We start from the raw sequence: 14,704 nt of genomic DNA on the forward strand, positions 1-14,704 counted from the left end.
CCTATATGAGCGGGATGCCCGCCGGTTCCCAGCTCCCCCCGATATTGTCGAACTGGTTCGCAGGCCGCGGCTGGGCGCCGCGTCGCCACCAGCTCGAGATGCTCGAGGCCGGACGCCGGGGTGAGCATGCGCTGCTGGTCGCGCCGACGGGCGCGGGCAAGACGCTGGCTGGCTTCCTGCCCACGCTGGCCGAGTTGATCGAGGAACCGGTGGATGGTCTCCACACGCTCTACATCTCGCCGCTCAAGGCGCTGGCAGTGGACGTGCAGCGCAACCTGCTGACGCCGATCGAGGAGATGGATGTCCCGATCCGCGTCGAGACCCGCACCGGCGACACGCCCTGGGACAAGAAGGTCCGCCAGCGCGCCCGCCCGCCGCAGATCCTGCTGACCACGCCTGAGTCGCTCAGCCTGCTGCTCTCCTATGAAGACAGCCTGACGATGTTCGCGGGGCTGCGGACGGTGGTGATCGACGAGGTCCATGCCTTCGCCACCGGCAAGCGCGGGGACCTGCTGGCCTTGGCCATAGCCCGCCTCCAGCGCCTGGCGCCCAACCTGCGCCGCGTCGCGCTGTCGGCCACGGTGGCCGATCCGGACGGCTACCGCGCCTGGCTCGCCCCGCATGGCGACATCGACGCGGTCACGCTGGTGCAGGGCGAAAAAGGCGCCGAGCCCAACATCGCCATCCTGCTGCCGGAGGACAAAGTCCCCTGGGCCGGCCATTCGGGGGTCTATGCGATCCCGCAGGTGATGGCCGAGATCGAGACACACAAGACGACGATCGTCTTCTGCAACACCCGCGGGCTCGCCGAACTCGTCTTCCAGCAGCTGTGGAAGGTCAACGAGCTCAAGCTGCCGATCGGCGTGCATCATGGCAGCCTCAGCCTTGAGGCGCGGCGCAAGGCCGAGCAAGCGATGGCCGACGGCCATCTCCGTGCGCTGGTCGCCACGGCCAGCCTCGATCTCGGCGTCGACTGGGGCGATGTCGATTGCGTGATCCAGATGGGCGCGCCCAAGGGCTCTTCGCGGCTCTTGCAGCGCATCGGCCGTGCCAATCACCGGCTCGATGAGCCGTCGGAAGCCGTGCTCGTTCCGGGCAACCGCTTCGAATATCTCGAGGCCCGCGCCGCGCTGGACGCCGTCGAGCAAGGCGAGCTCGATCCCGACGTCTTCCGCCCCGGCGCGCTCGACGTGCTCGCCCAGCACGTCATGGCCTGCGCCTGCGCCGCCCCCTTCCAGCGCGATGCATTGCTGCAGGAAATCCGCGCAGCATTGCCCTATTCGGCGCTCGCAGATGACGTGTTCGATCGGGTGCTGAGCTTCATCGCCGATGGCGGCTATGCCCTGCGCGCCTACGACAAGTTCAAGCGGCTGACCCACGGCAAGGACGGCTTCTGGCGGGTCACCACACCGGCCTTTATTGCGCAGCATCGATTGAACGCCGGCATCATCGTCGAGGCGCCGATGATGGAGGTCCGCTTCAAGAACGGCCGCCGCCTGGGCAAGATCGAGGAAGCGTTCGGCACCACCCTCTCGCCCGGCGACGCCTTCGTCTTCGCCGGCATGGCGCTGGAAGTGGAGCGGGTCGAGCTGACCGACCTGGTCGTCCGCGCCACCACCAAGCATGCCCGTTACGTCTCGTACATGGGCGCGCGTCTGGCGATCACCGCGACGCTGGCCGACCGCGTCCGCCACTTCCTCCACGACCGCAGCCAATGGCCGCGCTTCCCCGCCGATGTGCAGGAATGGCTGGGCGCCCAGGCGCGCCGCTCGGCGATCCCCGCCCCCGGCCAGTTGCTCGTCGAGACCTTCCCCCACGAAGGCAAGCACCACATGGTCGCCTACAGCTTCGAAGGCTGGAACGCGCATCAGTCGCTCGGCATGCTGATCACGAGGCGGATGGAGGCGATGGGGCTCAAGCCGCTCGGCTTCGTCGCCAACGACTATGCCCTCGCCGTCTACGGCCTTGAGAAGATCGAGAACCCCGCGGCGCTATTCTCGCCCGACATCCTCGAGCACGAGTTCGTCGAATGGGTACAGGGATCGGCACTGCTCAAGCGGGCCTTTCGCGAAGTGGCGATCATCGGCGGGCTGGTCGAGCGCCAGCATCCGGGAAAGAAGAAGACCGGGCGCCAGGTCACCTTCTCGACCGACCTGATCTACGATGTGCTGCGCAAATACGAGCCCGATCACCTCCTCCTGCGCGCCGCATGGGCCGATGCGCGCGCACGCATGACCGATGTCGGGCGGCTCGGCCATCTGCTCGACACCGCTGCCGACACCATGCTCCATATCGACCTGCCCCGCGTCTCCCCGATGGCCGTGCCGGTGCTCATCATGATCGGCCGCGAGAATGTCGCGCAGGGCATGACCGAAGACGCGCTGCTCATGGAAGCCGAGGACATCGCCGCAGAGGCAATGCGGCTCGATTAGAAACATTCCGGACAGATTGCTGCGCAGCATGGGAAGGTGTACCTTCACAAGCATGAACAGGCTCGCAGTGCTCCTCCTGCTCCCGCTGGCCGCAACCGCCGGAGCCCATGACCTCCAGGATCCGCATGAGGGGCCGCCCCCGCAGGATCCCGAGCTGACCATGCCGACGCCCGCCGATATCGAGGCGACGCTGCTCGCGCTGGGCGAGATCGACAAGCGCCTGACCGTGCCGGTCGCGGTAGGCACCAGCGGCCCGTACAACTTCATCATCGACACCGGCGCCGAGCGCACCGTGATCGCCCGCGAACTCGCCGGATCGCTGCGGCTGGGCGCAGGCTCGCCGGTGATGATCACATCGATGACCGGGCGCGACCGGGTGAACACCGTTGTAGTGCCCGGCCTCTCGATCAAGTCGATCGGCGAGCAGCACACGATCATCGCCCCGGCGCTGGAGGCGCGTAACCTGGGTGCGCTCGGCCTGCTCGGCATCGATACGCTGGCAAACCACCAGGTCACGATCGACTTCGAAAAGGGCACCATGGCGGTGCGCCCCAGCGTGAAGCGCAATGCCTTCGCCAAGCGTGATCGCGACGAGATCGTCGTCACTGCCAAGAGCGTGTTCGGCCAGCTTATCGTGACAGATGCCTATTATGGCTCGACGCGGATCCAGGTGGTGCTCGATACCGGCAGCCAAGTGACGATGGGCAACAGCGCGCTGCGCAAGCGCGTCGGCCGCAATGCCTTGAAGGGGCAAAAGGTGCTGCTGACCAGCGTGACCGGCGACCAGACGGTGGCGGACTATACGCGCGTGCCCGATATCCTGGTCGGCAAGGTGCGCTTCGGCGAGATGCCGGTGGCCTTTGCCGACGTGACGCCGTTCGAGCGCTTCGGGCTGACCAAGCGGCCCGCGCTGCTGCTCGGCATGGATGCGCTGCGCAGTTTCCGCCGCGTCGATATCGACTTCCCCAATCGCCAGGTCCGCTTCCTGATGCCCAAGGACAATCGGCCCAAGGAGCGCGCCACCGGCACGCTGATCCCGGGGACGACGAGCGCTTCGCCGATCACCAGCTACTGACGCTGGCCGATTGACTTTGGCGGCCGAGGCGGGTTGACCGCGGCGCATGACCCGTCTCTCGCGCGCCGCCCTCGCCTCGCTTCCCGTTGCCGTGGAACGGCCTGGGCACGACCCCGCGTCGATCGGCACCGGCGTGGTCCATTTCGGCCCAGGCGCTTTCCACCGCGCGCACCAGGCAGCGTATTTCGACCGGGTGCTGGATAGCGATCCGCGCTGGGGCATCGCCGCGGTCTCGCTGCGCAGCGGCGGCACGGTCGACGCGCTCAAGGCGCAGGACGGGCTCTACACGCTGGCAGTGATCGACCGCGAGCCGAGCACGCGGATCATCGCCGCGCATTCGGACGCGATCGGCCCGGGCGAAGGCGCAAGGCTGCGGGCGTTGCTTGCAGACCCCGCAGTGAAGATCGCCACCAGCACGGTGACCGAGAAGGGCTATTGCCTGGGCGCCGATGGCAGCCTCGACTTCAGTCATCCCGACATCGTCCATGACCGCGCGCGCCCGGACGAACCGGCGAGCGTGATCGGCTGGATCGTCACCGGCCTCGCCGATCGCCGCGCGGCCGGCACGCCGCCCTTCGCGATGCTGTGCTGCGACAACATGACCGGCAATGGCGGAAAGCTGCGCGCCGCCTGCGTCGCGCTGGGCCGCACCTGGGACGCGGATCTCGCAGAGTGGATCGCGGCCAACGTCGCCTTCCCCGATTCGATGGTCGATTCGATCACGCCCGCGAGCGATCCGGCCTTCCTCGCCAAGGTCGCCGACGCGCTTGGTGTCGAGGACCAGGCCGCAGTGCAGCGCGAGCGCTTCGCCCAGTGGGTGCTGCAGCGCTTCGACCTGGCCGATGGGCCCGACCTCGCCGCGGCGGGTGTGACGCTGACCAACGACGTGCAGGGCTATGAGCAGGCCAAGCTGCGCATCCTCAACGGCGCGCATTCGAGCCTCGCCTATATCGGCCTGGCGCTCGGGCACGAAACGGTGTTCGAAGCGGTGAGCGATCCGGCGCTGGGGGCGTTCGTCGGACGGCTGATGCACGAGGACATTGCCGGCTCGCTCAAGCCGGTCGAAGGGCTCGACGTGCAAGGCTATGCCGACGCGGTGTTCGATCGCTTCCGCAATCCGGCGATCCGCCATCTGCTCAGCCAGATCGCCTGGGACGGTTCGCAGAAGTTGCCGTATCGCTTGCTCGACACGGTCCGCGACCGGCTGGCGGCGGGGTACGACGTGGCGCGGCTGGCAGTGCCGGTGGCGGCGTGGATCGCCTTCCTGCGCCGCAAGGCCGAGGCGGGCGAGACGATCACCGATCCTTTGGCCGAGGTGCTGGCGGGCGCCGCTTCGAGCAGCGACCCCGCGGCCGCGGTGCTGGCACTGCGGCAGGTGTTCCCCGAGCGGCTGGCCGAGGATGCGCGGTTCCGCGACGCCGTGGTCGCGGCGGTGCCGGCGTTCCTGGAGGGGCGGGCGGCGGAACTGCTCGCGCGCTGATCCAACATCCGCGCCCGGGCGACTCGGCGAAGTTCGGCCCAAACTTCACAAAGCTCGCGCAATGCGGGCACGGACTTCGTGTGAGGTTCGTGGCATTCCGCAACATCCTTGCGCGCGGCCGATCCTATCTTTCCAACAGAGTCAAAGAGCGGCCGGGCCGGAGGCCTGACCGCGCCAGCCCAACACGCGAAATCCTACATTGCAAGGATCAGAGCGCCTGCGGTGCGCCGTCGCGCAGCACATGGGTGCAGAGCTGTCCCTCGGGCGTATCGTCCGCTTCGAGCGCGGCGACGGTGACCCAGCCTTCCTCGCGCAGCTTCGCGGCCATGCCCGCGGGCGTGCCCAGCGGCAGGAACAGCCGGCGGCGCTCGCCGGCGCCGATGCCGGCGTCGAGGATCGGATCGGCATAGAGCGAGAAGCCGACCGCGGCTTCCTCGCGGCCATTGCCGTGCAGGATCGTGTAAGTGCCCCCGCGGCCAATCTCGCCGCGCACGCCGCGGGCGAACAGCGAAAAGCCGAGCCAGCTCTGATATTCGAAGCCGTGCCGCTCGGTGGGATCGAGCGTGAGCGCGGCCTGGCCCTGGATGCTGACAGCGATCGCGGCGAGGCCGTCGAGCCTTGTGGCGAGCGCCTTGCCGGCGTCGATCGCGCGGAGGCGCGCGATCGCGGCATCGAACGGGCCGGCTGCCTCGATCAGCGGAAGATAGCGCGCGTCGATCGCGGCGACGCCGGCGGCATCCTTGGCGTCGAGGCGATCGCGCAGCGTTTCGAGCTGGGCGGAGGTGAGGCTGTCGCCAGCCAGGCAATCGACCAGGTCGGGCAAGGTGAAATCGAGCGCGATGCCTTCGACACCACCCGCCTGCAGCGCCTCGATCGCGACGCGCACCACTTCGGTGGCAGCCGCGACGGTATCGAGGCCGATCAGCTCGGCACCGATCTGGCGGGTGGCGCGCAACGGATCGAGCTCGGACGCCGAGAGCTTGATCACCGGACCGGCATAGGAGAGGCGCACCGGGCGCGGATGGTGGCCCATGCGGGTGGCGGCGATGCGGCCGACCTGGGCGGTGAGATCGGGGCGGATCGCCAGCGTGCGCTGCGATACCGGATCGACGAAACGCACCGCATCGCGCAAGCCCCCGGCGGCCTTGAGGCGCGCGCTCAGCTCGTCGGCGAATTCGGCGAGCGGCGGATCGACCTGCTCATAACCATAGGCGCGGGCGACGCCGAGCACCCGGGACTCGAGGCGCGTGGCAGCATCGGCCGCGGGAGGGAGGCGATCGTGGAAGCCTTCGGGAAGGAGGCCGCTCAAAAGCCGTCTCCCCCACGGGGAGAGGGTTGGGAGAGGGGCAGTGCGGCAAGCGCTACGCCGATGGCATGCGCCAGCCCGTCCAGATTGCTCCCCACTTCGTAGTTCGTGAACCGGATCACCTGATATCCCTGCCCTTCAAGCCGCGCCGTGCGCCGCACATCCTGAGCGTCGCGCAACGCGTGCGTGTCGCCGTCGATCTCGATGATCAATCCGCGGGATCGCGCGACGAAGTCGGCGATATACGGCGCAATCACCACCTGGCGAGCAAATTTCACGCCTTCGAACTGCTTGGCGCGGAGGATGCGCCACATTGCCGCCTCGGCGGGCGTGGGATTGGCGCGCATTGCCTTCGCACGTGCGAGCAACGCCTTGTCGGTTTGCGGCACTGCCCCTCTCCCAACCCTCTCCCCGATGGGGAGAGGGCTATACCCTAGTCGCGACCTCGCGGCACACAACTACGCGCGGAGAGGGGCATAAGCCTTCAGAAGCTCAGCGCCATCGCGGTCTTCACGCCCGGGAGCGCACGGACCTTGGCGAGGAGTTCCTCGCTGACCTTGTCGTCGACCGAGAGCAGCAGGATCGCTTCGCCACCCGCTTCGCGGCGGCCGAGGTGGAAGGTGCCGATGTTGACGCCCGCCTCGCCCAGCGTGGTGCCGAGGCGGCCGATAAAGCCCGGCGCGTCCTCGTTGACGATGTAGAGCATGTGGCCGGCGAGATCGGCCTCGACCTTGATGCCGAACAGCTCGACCAGGCGCGGGGCCTGGTTGCCGAACAACGTGCCCGCCACCGAGCGGTCGCCCGCCTGGGTGCCGACGGTGACGCGGACCATCGTGTGGTAATCGCCTTCGCGGTCGTGCCGGACTTCGCGGACGTCGAGCCCGCGCTCCTTGGCGAGGAACGGCGCGTTGACCATGTTCACCGTGTCCGAATGGACGCGCATCAGCCCGGCAAGCACCGCGCCGACGATCGGCTTCTGGTTGAGCTCGGCGGCAGCGCCTTCGCTCTCGATCGCGATGCTCTTGAGATTGTCATGCGCGAGCTGGCCGACAAGGCTGCCGAGCTTTTCGGCCAGCGCCATGTAGGGCTTGAGGCGCGGCGCCTCTTCGGCCGACAGGCTCGGCATGTTGAGCGCGTTGGTGACGCCGCCCGAGACGAGGAAATCGGCCATTTGCTCGGCGACCTGGATCGCGACGTTCACCTGCGCCTCGGTGGTCGACGCGCCGAGATGCGGGGTCGAGACGAAGTTGGGCGTGCCGAACAGCGGATGCTCCTTGGCGGGCTCGACCTGGAACACGTCGAGCGCGGCACCGGCGATATGGCCGCTCTCGAGGCCCTGCTTGAGCGCCGCCTCGTCGATCAGGCCGCCGCGCGCGCAATTGATGATGCGCACGCCGCGCTTGGTCTTGGCGAGGTTCTCGGCCGAGAGGATGTTGCGGGTCTGGTCGGTCAGCGGCGTGTGCAGCGTGATGAAGTCGGCACGCAGCAGCAGGTCGTCGAGCGTCGCCTTCTCCACGCCCATCTCGATCGCACGCTCGGGCGTGAGGAAGGGATCATAGGCGACCACCTTCATGCGCAAGCCCAGCGCGCGATCGGCGACGATCGAGCCGATATTGCCGGCGCCGATCAGGCCGAGCGTCTTGCCGGTGAGCTCGACGCCCATGAAGCGGTTCTTCTCCCACTTGCCGGCCTGGGTGGAGGCGTCCGCCTCCGGCAGCTGGCGGGCGAGCGCGAACATCAGCGCGATGGCGTGCTCGGCCGTGGTGATCGAGTTGCCGAAGGGCGTGTTCATGACGACGATGCCGGCCGCCGAGGCAGCGGGGATGTCGACATTATCGACGCCGATGCCGGCGCGGCCGATGACCTTGAGGTTGGTCGCGGCTTCGAGGATTTCCTTGGTCGCCTTGGTCGAGCTGCGGATCGCCAGGCCGTCATACTGGCCGATGATCGCCTTCAGCTCTTCGGGAGTCTTGCCGGTGATCTCGTCGACCTCGACGCCGCGCGCACGGAAGATCTCGGCGGCCTTGGGGTCCATTTTGTCACTGATGAGGACTTTTGGCATTTTGGTTCTCCACCCCCGTCATCCCCGCGCAGGCGGGGATCCAGGGTTACTGAGTGATTCGCTTGTGACTCTGGATCCCCGCCTTCGCGGGGATGACGATCAGGAGTTGCGTGCTTCGGCGTAGGCCCAGTCGAGCCAGGGGCCGAGCGCCTCGATATCGGCGGTGTCGACGGTGGCGCCGCACCAGATGCGCAGGCCCGGCGGAGCGTCGCGATAGCCGGCGACGTCATAGGCCGCGCCTTCCTTCTCGAGCAGGCCAGCGAACTTCTTGATGAAGGCTTCGTCGGCACCCTCGACGGTGAGGCACACGCTGGTCTTCGAGCGGATGCCGTGCAGCTCGGCGAGATGGCCGAGCCACGGACGCGCGGCAACGATCTTGTCGAGCGCGGCGGCATTAGCGTTCGAGCGGGCGATCAGCCCGTCCAGGCCGCCCAGGCCCTTGGCCCATTCGAGCGCGAAGATCGCGTCCTCGACGGCGAGCATCGACGGGGTGTTGATCGTCTCGCCCTTGAACACGCCCTCGGCGAGCGCGCCCTTGGAGACGAGGCGGAACACCTTGGGCAGCGGCCAGGAGGGCGTGTATTCGGTGAGACGCTCGACCGCGCGCGGGCCGAGGATCAGCACGCCGTGCGCGCCCTCGCCGCCCAGCACCTTCTGCCAGGAGAAGGTGGCGACGTCGATCTTGTCCCAGGGCAGGTCGTAGGCGAACACCGCCGAAGTGGCGTCGGCGAAGGTCAGGCCTTCGCGGTCGGCCGGGATCCACTCGCCGTCCGGCACGCGCACGCCCGAAGTGGTGCCGTTCCAGGTGAAGAGCACGTCGGTCGACCAGTCGAGCACGTCGAGATCGGGGAGCTGGCCGTAATCGGCGCGGACCACGTTCGGCTCGAGGCGGAGCTGCTTGACCGCATCGGTGACCCAACCTTCACCGAAGCTTTCCCAGGCGAGCGTGGTGACGCCGCGGGCGCCGAGCATCGTCCACATCGCCATTTCGAAGGCGCCGGTGTCCGAGCCCGGCACGATGCCGATGCGGTGGGTGTCGGGCAGACGCAGCGCCTCGCGCATCAGGTCGATGCAATATTGGAGGCGGGTCTTGCCGATCTTCGAGCGGTGCGAGCGGCCGAGCGACTCGGTGGCGAGCTTTTCGGGCGACCAGCCCGGGGGCTTGGCGCAGGGACCGGAAGAGAAATAGGGGCGAGCCGGTTTGGTGGCGGGCTTGGCGGCAGACGCAATGGTGGCGTCGGCGGTAGTCGAGTCAGTCATGTAGTCTCTCCTTACAGAGAGCGCGCGCGGCGTTGGGACCGCGTGGCCCGCCGACGGCCCTAGCGGCGGCTTGGCGAAAGTCAATTGCGCGAAATACGGTGTTCGCGCAGTTTTCTGGCGTTAACCATGTGAAGGCAAGGCGATGCTATGGAGCTTGGCATGCGCGTTTTCGGCCTGTTCCTGCCTCTGTTCCTTGCCGGCTGCATGTTCGGCGGCGACGATCGCCCTGCTCCGGCTCCGATTCGCCCGCGCGCTTCGGGCCCGATCACGCTCAATGGCCCGACGCCGCGCGCGACGCAGCAATGCTTCGCCGACCTGTCGCGCGAGCAGGTGCGCTATTCGCCGCTTCCCGACCGCGATTTCGGCGGAGGCTGCGTCGTCACCGGAGCGGTGCAGCTGATCGACATCGGGGTGCCGGTGACCGGATTGAAGTCGATGAAGTGCGGCCTGGCGCGCAGCTTCATCGCCTGGGTGCGCTTTGCCGTCGCCCCGGCGGCGCGACAGATATTGGGGAGCGACCTGGTCAAGGTCGAGACCTATGGCACCTATTCGTGCCGCGGGATCATCGGCGGCGGCGCAGCGACCGTGAACCGCATGTCCGAGCATGGGCTGGCCAATGCCGTCGACGTCTCGGGCTTCATCCTGGCGGACGGGCGGCGCGTTACGATCGAGCGCGACTGGCGAACGGACGACCAACAGGTTCGCGCCTTCCTCGAGACGATCCACGGATCCGCCTGCAAGCGCTTCGCCACGGTGCTGAGCCCGGACTATAACGCCGCGCACTACAATCATCTGCACCTCGACATGGGACGGGGTCCGTTCTGCCGCTGATTGCAGCGGGGGAATATTGGGCTTAAGCCGGACTAAATGAGCGATACGAGAGTTCCGAGCCGCGTCTTCCGCCCTGCCCAGCAGGAAGTCGAAAACGCCAACACGCACAGCGGCACGCCGCAGACCGAGCACCCCGCCTATCGGCTCGCCTTCCAGGACATGGACTTCCTGCTGCGCGACGACCTGCGGCCGGTGCGCTTCCAGCTGGAGCTGCTCAAGACGCAGCTGCTGCTCGACGAGGCACACATCAAGTCGACCTTCGTCATCTATGGCTCGGCGCGCATTCCCGAGCCGAGCAAGGCGGGCGCCCTGCTCGAACTGGCGGAGACGCCGCAGCAGAAGATCATCGCCCAGCGGCTGGTCGAGAAGTCGAAATATTACGACGTCGCCCGCGAACTGGCGCAGCTCGCCTCGAACTTCCCGCTCGACGAGGCGGGGAACCGCCACTTCGTCGTCACCTCGGGCGGCGGCCCGTCGATCATGGAAGCGGCGAACCGCGGTGCGCGCGATGTGGGTGCCGACACGATCGGCCTCAACATCCTGCTGCCCCATGAGCAGGCGCCGAACCCGTACGTCACCCCGGGCCTGTCGATGCAGTTCCACTATTTCGCCCTGCGCAAGATGCACTTCCTGCTGCATGCGCGCGCAGTGGCGGTGTTCCCGGGCGGCTTCGGCACGTTCGACGAGAGCTTCGAGCTGCTCACCCTGATCCAGACCGGCAAGATCGAGCCGATTCCGGTGATCTTCTACGGGCGCGACTTCTGGACCCGCGTCGTCAATTTCGAGGCGCTGGTCGAGGAAGGCGTGGTCTCGCCCAAGGACCTCGACCTGTTCCACATCTGCGAGACCGCGGAAGAGGGCTGGCAGATCGTCCAGGATTTCTGGCGCGACAAGGATCACACGGTGATCGCGCGCCCGCGCCCGGGCATCGACAAGCCCGAGACGGTGCTCAAGCCAGAGTAAGGTAGAGCTCGGCCTCGATCACCCAGTCGGGGCCGTGCTGGCGCCATTTGGCGGTGTAGGCGCCCGACGCCTGCACCGCGCCGGTCGCGGCCGACACACCCTGCCAGGCGCCATGCTCGAAGGCGATCGGCTCGATCGGCGAGGCGAGGATCGTCTCCGGCGTGCGGATGTAGATGCTGCGGTCCGCTGCAGCGAACTCGCGCTTCCAGGCGAGCAATTGCGCCTTGCGGCCGGTGATCAGTGCCGAATCGGTGCCCGCGACGAGCACCACGCCGTTCGCGAGGATCGGGCCGATCGCGGCGAGATCGGCTTCGGCCAGCGCGCGATTGAAGGCTGCGCGGCGCAGGCGGATGGCGAGTTCGGGATTGGGAAGCATGCCCGACCCTAGCTAGGCGGTCCCGAACTCGTCCAGCAGCTGCTCGCGCTGCGGCTCGAAATCGGCGAGCCCCCATTTCCCCGCCATCTCGAGCCCGACGATCGGATCCGAGCGGGTGCTGACGCGCATCGGCGCCAGTTCGCGCCTGCTGTTGGCGCACAGGAAGACCGCGACATCGGGCGTGGTCGGCATATCGGCCGGCTCATCGACGACGACCGCGAGACGCTGGCTCCCGAGCAAGACCAACGAGCCGACCGGAAATACACCGAGCAGGCTGCGAAAGGCGCGCAGCACGCGCGGATCGAAATGGCCGGTGGTGCCCATCATCCAGTCGAGCGCCGCGCCCGGCGACCAGCTGCGCTTATAGGCGCGGTTCGAGGTGACCGCGTCGAACACGTCGCACACCGCCGCCATGCGGGCGTGGATGCTCAGCGTCTCCTGCGAGATGCCCGACGGATAGCCCTTGCCGTCGATCCGCTCGTGATGATGCAGGCACACATCCAGCGCGATCTCGGATTCGATTCCCGAATCGCGCAGCAGCTCATAGCCGCGCAGCGTGTGCGCCTGGACCTTGGCATATTCGTCGAGATCGAGCGGACCGGGCTTGTTGAGCAGCTCCGCATCGATCCTGGCCTTGCCGATATCGTGGAGCAGGCCGGCCAGGCCGATCTCCTGCGTCAGCTCGGGGCTCAGGCGCAATTCGTTGCCCAGCGCGAGCATCAACCCGCAGACCGCGACCGAATGAAGATAGGTATATTCGTCGTGAAGCTTGAACCGGGTGACGCTGGGTAGCGCGGTGGGGCTGCGCGCGACCGAGGCGGCTATCGCAGAGACGACGGGCGCGAGATTGGCAGCCTGGAGCTTTCGTCCGAAACGGATATCCGAGAAAGTCTCGGTGACGGTATCCTTGGCCATGCCAACGATCTGGCGGGCGCGATCGCGCTCCTGGGCGAGGCTGCCGGGCCTGGCGTTGATAAAGAGCTTGGTGGCGGAGAGCCGGCGGACCGGCGCGGTGGGGCGCGGCGCTTCGGCCGGCGGTTCGGCAGTGCCGAAATCGCGCCATTCGCCGGCGTTCAGCCCGCCTTGCTCGGTGCTTCGCTCCGATGGATGCGAAGGCTCCATGCAACCCCCTGGCCTGTGCGGCCTTATGTATCGGGAGATCGTAGGTCCATTTCGGATGTAAGATCAATCAGCCGGCCTGCCAGAATGGGTCAAGCACCGGCTTGGCCGTGCTCAAATTGACGAAGGCCTGCAGCATCTGCTCGAAATGCAGCGCGATGCGCCGGTTATCCTCGATATGGCGTTCGCTGCTCAACACATGGGCGGGCACCATCACGCCGGCGCCGTGCCGCACGACGATACCGCGCGCGATCAACGCTTGGACCCGGCGGCGAATGGTCTCGAAGGGCAGATCGATGGCGCGGGACAGCGCGCGCAACGAGATGGGCTCGCGCACCGCGTCGGGTGGCGGCATGTCCTCGCCGGAATAGAGTTTCGAGAGCTGCGGATCCTCGGTCACGCGGCGGACATTGGCGGCGGTGATCGCCGCCGCGATCGTTCCGGCGGTGACGTCGCCATAAAGCGCTGTGAGCGTCTCGAGCGCGCGCAGGCTGAAGGCGAGGACCAGCCTTTCGACCACGCCGGGCGGCAAGGACGGTGCGGCGTCGAGCGCCCTGGCAGCCGGTCCATAGCCCGCCTCCGCGAGCCGGCGCAGCACGCGCATGAGATCGGCGGCATCCTCGGTAGCAAGGCGGGTGAGGATTTCGCCCTCGAAGAAGCGGGGCGCCACGCTGAAGCCGCTGGGGCCGCGCACCAGCATCTCGGCCGCGACCAACTCGGCCGCGCGCCGCCGCACGGTGGTATGCGGCAGGCGCATCGAATGGGCGATGGCATTGGCGTTGACCGGCCGCCCGAGCGTGGCGGCATCCTCCACGCCGATCCAGCGGCCCGTATCGGGATCGCGATAGGGATGATGCGCGATGCTGCCGCCCAGCACGACTTCGAACACGAAACCGGCGAGCCGCTCCTGCGGCACCAGTGCCAGCCCGCGCCGGCTGCGCGCCAGCAGCAGCTCCGACACCTGGCGCACGACGAGCCGCGTCGACAGCTTGCGGGACTGGGAGCTGGGCATGGGCGTCGCGGCTATCCTGACCCTGGAGAATCAAAAGCGCCGCGGAATCACCCGCGGCGCCCTGCAATTTCGTCGTCGCGCCGCTCTCAGACGCCCTTCTTCTCCGCCTGAACCTTCGCGGCCGGATCCTTGGAAGGCATGCCCTCCGCCGGAGTCGCCTGGTTCGAAAGATTGCCGCCGGGCGCCTTGTCGTCGGTCACATTGCCTTCGGCAGGCGCGGCGCCGGCGGCGGGTGCTGCCGGCAGCGGCAGGTTCGAGCCCTGGCTGTTGAGATAGGCGATCACGTTCGCGCGCTCCTGCGCATCGGGGATGCCCGCGAAGGTCATCTTGGTGCCGGTGGCGAACTTGCGCGGGTTGGTCAGCCACGCGTCCATCTTGTCGAAGTCCCACTTGCCGCCGACGGCCTTGAGCGCATCCGAGAAGGCGAAGCCGCCCTTGCCCTCGGCAATGCCCTCACCCATCGTCGCGTAGAGGTTCGGTCCGATACCGTTGGGGCCGCCCGAATTGATCGTGTGGCAGGCCATGCACTTCTTGAACGAGGCTTCGCCCTTGGCGAGATCTGCGCTGGCCAGGCGAGTCGCGATCGGTGCCACGGCTGCCGCACCGCCTTCGCTGGCTTCCTCGACGCCTTCGATCACATAGCCCATGTGCTCCGGGCGCTCGGCGTGAAAATACATGCCGCTGACAATCGAAAGCCCGAGCGCCGCGATACCGCCCGCAAGTGCCCAGCCCGCGATCGTATTGAACCGATTGTCCATGAAGTGCCCCTGCGGAATAGTTGCGTTCCT

Annotated in this window: 13 protein-coding genes; 5 read left to right on the top strand and 8 right to left on the bottom strand. The window is 67.5% G+C overall.

Features of this window, described 5'->3' with window-relative positions:
* The first annotated feature begins 5 nt into the window (after positions 1-5).
* Genes AC1RPL_RS14840 through AC1RPL_RS14850 form a run of 3 tightly spaced genes read left to right on the top strand, consistent with a single transcriptional unit; the run spans position 6 to position 4,987 of the window.
* Positions 6-2,432 carry a ligase-associated DNA damage response DEXH box helicase gene (locus AC1RPL_RS14840; RefSeq protein WP_493070165.1) on the top strand — a complete coding sequence of 809 codons (2,427 nt, stop codon included), beginning with the start codon at positions 6-8 and terminating at the stop codon, positions 2,430-2,432.
* Positions 2,433-2,484: 52 nt separating this feature from the next.
* The gene (locus AC1RPL_RS14845; RefSeq protein WP_493070167.1) at positions 2,485-3,507 is read left to right on the top strand and encodes an aspartyl protease family protein; all 1,023 of its coding nucleotides are present in this window, start codon (positions 2,485-2,487) and stop codon (positions 3,505-3,507) included.
* Positions 3,508-3,553: 46 nt separating this feature from the next.
* Entirely contained in the window at positions 3,554-4,987 is a 1,434-nt protein-coding gene (locus AC1RPL_RS14850; RefSeq protein WP_493070168.1) for a mannitol dehydrogenase family protein, read from the top strand.
* 208 nt (positions 4,988-5,195) lie between these two features.
* Here AC1RPL_RS14850 and AC1RPL_RS14855 read toward each other — a convergent pair whose 3' ends face one another.
* From AC1RPL_RS14855 to AC1RPL_RS14870, 4 genes are all read right to left on the bottom strand, one after another.
* Positions 5,196-6,296, bottom strand: a complete 1,101-nt coding sequence (locus tag AC1RPL_RS14855; protein ID WP_493070170.1) for an ATP phosphoribosyltransferase regulatory subunit — start codon at positions 6,294-6,296, stop codon at positions 5,196-5,198.
* On the bottom strand, positions 6,293-6,682 hold the full coding sequence (locus AC1RPL_RS14860) for an endonuclease domain-containing protein (protein WP_493070171.1): 390 nt from the start codon (positions 6,680-6,682) through the stop codon (positions 6,293-6,295). The genes AC1RPL_RS14855 and AC1RPL_RS14860 overlap by 4 nt, the downstream gene beginning before the upstream one ends.
* Positions 6,683-6,777: 95 nt before the next feature.
* Entirely contained in the window at positions 6,778-8,355 is a 1,578-nt protein-coding gene (serA, locus tag AC1RPL_RS14865) for a phosphoglycerate dehydrogenase (RefSeq protein ID WP_493070172.1), read from the bottom strand.
* Between the two features lie 99 nt (positions 8,356-8,454).
* The gene (locus tag AC1RPL_RS14870) at positions 8,455-9,615 is read right to left on the bottom strand and encodes a phosphoserine transaminase (RefSeq protein WP_493070174.1); all 1,161 of its coding nucleotides are present in this window, start codon (positions 9,613-9,615) and stop codon (positions 8,455-8,457) included.
* A gap of 159 nt (positions 9,616-9,774) precedes the next feature.
* On the opposite strand from AC1RPL_RS14870, the gene AC1RPL_RS14875 reads away from it, so the two are divergent.
* Positions 9,775-10,446 (top strand): extensin family protein, encoded by a 672-nt coding sequence (locus AC1RPL_RS14875; RefSeq protein ID WP_493070175.1) that lies wholly within the window; start codon positions 9,775-9,777, stop codon positions 10,444-10,446.
* Between the two features lie 36 nt (positions 10,447-10,482).
* Positions 10,483-11,409 carry an LOG family protein gene (locus tag AC1RPL_RS14880; protein WP_493070177.1) on the top strand — a complete coding sequence of 309 codons (927 nt, stop codon included), beginning with the start codon at positions 10,483-10,485 and terminating at the stop codon, positions 11,407-11,409.
* Here AC1RPL_RS14880 and AC1RPL_RS14885 read toward each other — a convergent pair.
* From AC1RPL_RS14885 to AC1RPL_RS14900, 4 genes are all read right to left on the bottom strand, one after another.
* A complete protein-coding gene (locus AC1RPL_RS14885) occupies positions 11,396-11,785 on the bottom strand; it encodes a nuclear transport factor 2 family protein (protein WP_493070179.1) in 390 nt (129 codons plus the stop codon). The genes AC1RPL_RS14880 and AC1RPL_RS14885 overlap by 14 nt on opposite strands.
* 12 nt (positions 11,786-11,797) lie before the next feature.
* Positions 11,798-12,907 (bottom strand): HD-GYP domain-containing protein, encoded by a 1,110-nt coding sequence (locus AC1RPL_RS14890; RefSeq protein ID WP_493070181.1) that lies wholly within the window; start codon positions 12,905-12,907, stop codon positions 11,798-11,800.
* Between the two features lie 67 nt (positions 12,908-12,974).
* Positions 12,975-13,916, bottom strand: a complete 942-nt coding sequence (locus tag AC1RPL_RS14895) for a hypothetical protein (RefSeq protein ID WP_493070182.1) — start codon at positions 13,914-13,916, stop codon at positions 12,975-12,977.
* An 86-nt stretch (positions 13,917-14,002) separates the two neighbouring features.
* Positions 14,003-14,674, bottom strand: a complete 672-nt coding sequence (locus AC1RPL_RS14900; RefSeq protein ID WP_493070183.1) for a c-type cytochrome — start codon at positions 14,672-14,674, stop codon at positions 14,003-14,005.
* Positions 14,675-14,704: the final 30 nt, after the last annotated feature.

The organism is Sphingomonas sp. GW821-FHT12D09 (assembly GCF_058807215.1).

Excerpts from the sequence above, each read along its gene's own strand:
- AC1RPL_RS14840 (WP_493070165.1), top strand. The coding sequence starts at position 6 with ATGAGCGGGATGCCCGCCGGTTCCCAGCTCCCCCCGATATTGTCGAAC.
- AC1RPL_RS14850 (WP_493070168.1), top strand. The coding sequence starts at position 3,554 with ATGACCCGTCTCTCGCGCGCCGCCCTCGCCTCGCTTCCCGTTGCCGTG.
- AC1RPL_RS14885 (WP_493070179.1), bottom strand. The coding sequence starts at position 11,785 with ATGCTTCCCAATCCCGAACTCGCCATCCGCCTGCGCCGCGCAGCCTTC.
- AC1RPL_RS14895 (WP_493070182.1), bottom strand. The coding sequence starts at position 13,916 with ATGCCCAGCTCCCAGTCCCGCAAGCTGTCGACGCGGCTCGTCGTGCGC.
- AC1RPL_RS14890 (WP_493070181.1), bottom strand. The coding sequence starts at position 12,907 with ATGGAGCCTTCGCATCCATCGGAGCGAAGCACCGAGCAAGGCGGGCTG.
- AC1RPL_RS14875 (WP_493070175.1), top strand. The coding sequence starts at position 9,775 with ATGCGCGTTTTCGGCCTGTTCCTGCCTCTGTTCCTTGCCGGCTGCATG.
- AC1RPL_RS14870 (WP_493070174.1), bottom strand. The coding sequence starts at position 9,615 with ATGACTGACTCGACTACCGCCGACGCCACCATTGCGTCTGCCGCCAAG.
- serA (WP_493070172.1), bottom strand. The coding sequence starts at position 8,355 with ATGCCAAAAGTCCTCATCAGTGACAAAATGGACCCCAAGGCCGCCGAG.
- AC1RPL_RS14900 (WP_493070183.1), bottom strand. The coding sequence starts at position 14,674 with ATGGACAATCGGTTCAATACGATCGCGGGCTGGGCACTTGCGGGCGGT.
- AC1RPL_RS14880 (WP_493070177.1), top strand. The coding sequence starts at position 10,483 with ATGAGCGATACGAGAGTTCCGAGCCGCGTCTTCCGCCCTGCCCAGCAG.
- AC1RPL_RS14845 (WP_493070167.1), top strand. The coding sequence starts at position 2,485 with ATGAACAGGCTCGCAGTGCTCCTCCTGCTCCCGCTGGCCGCAACCGCC.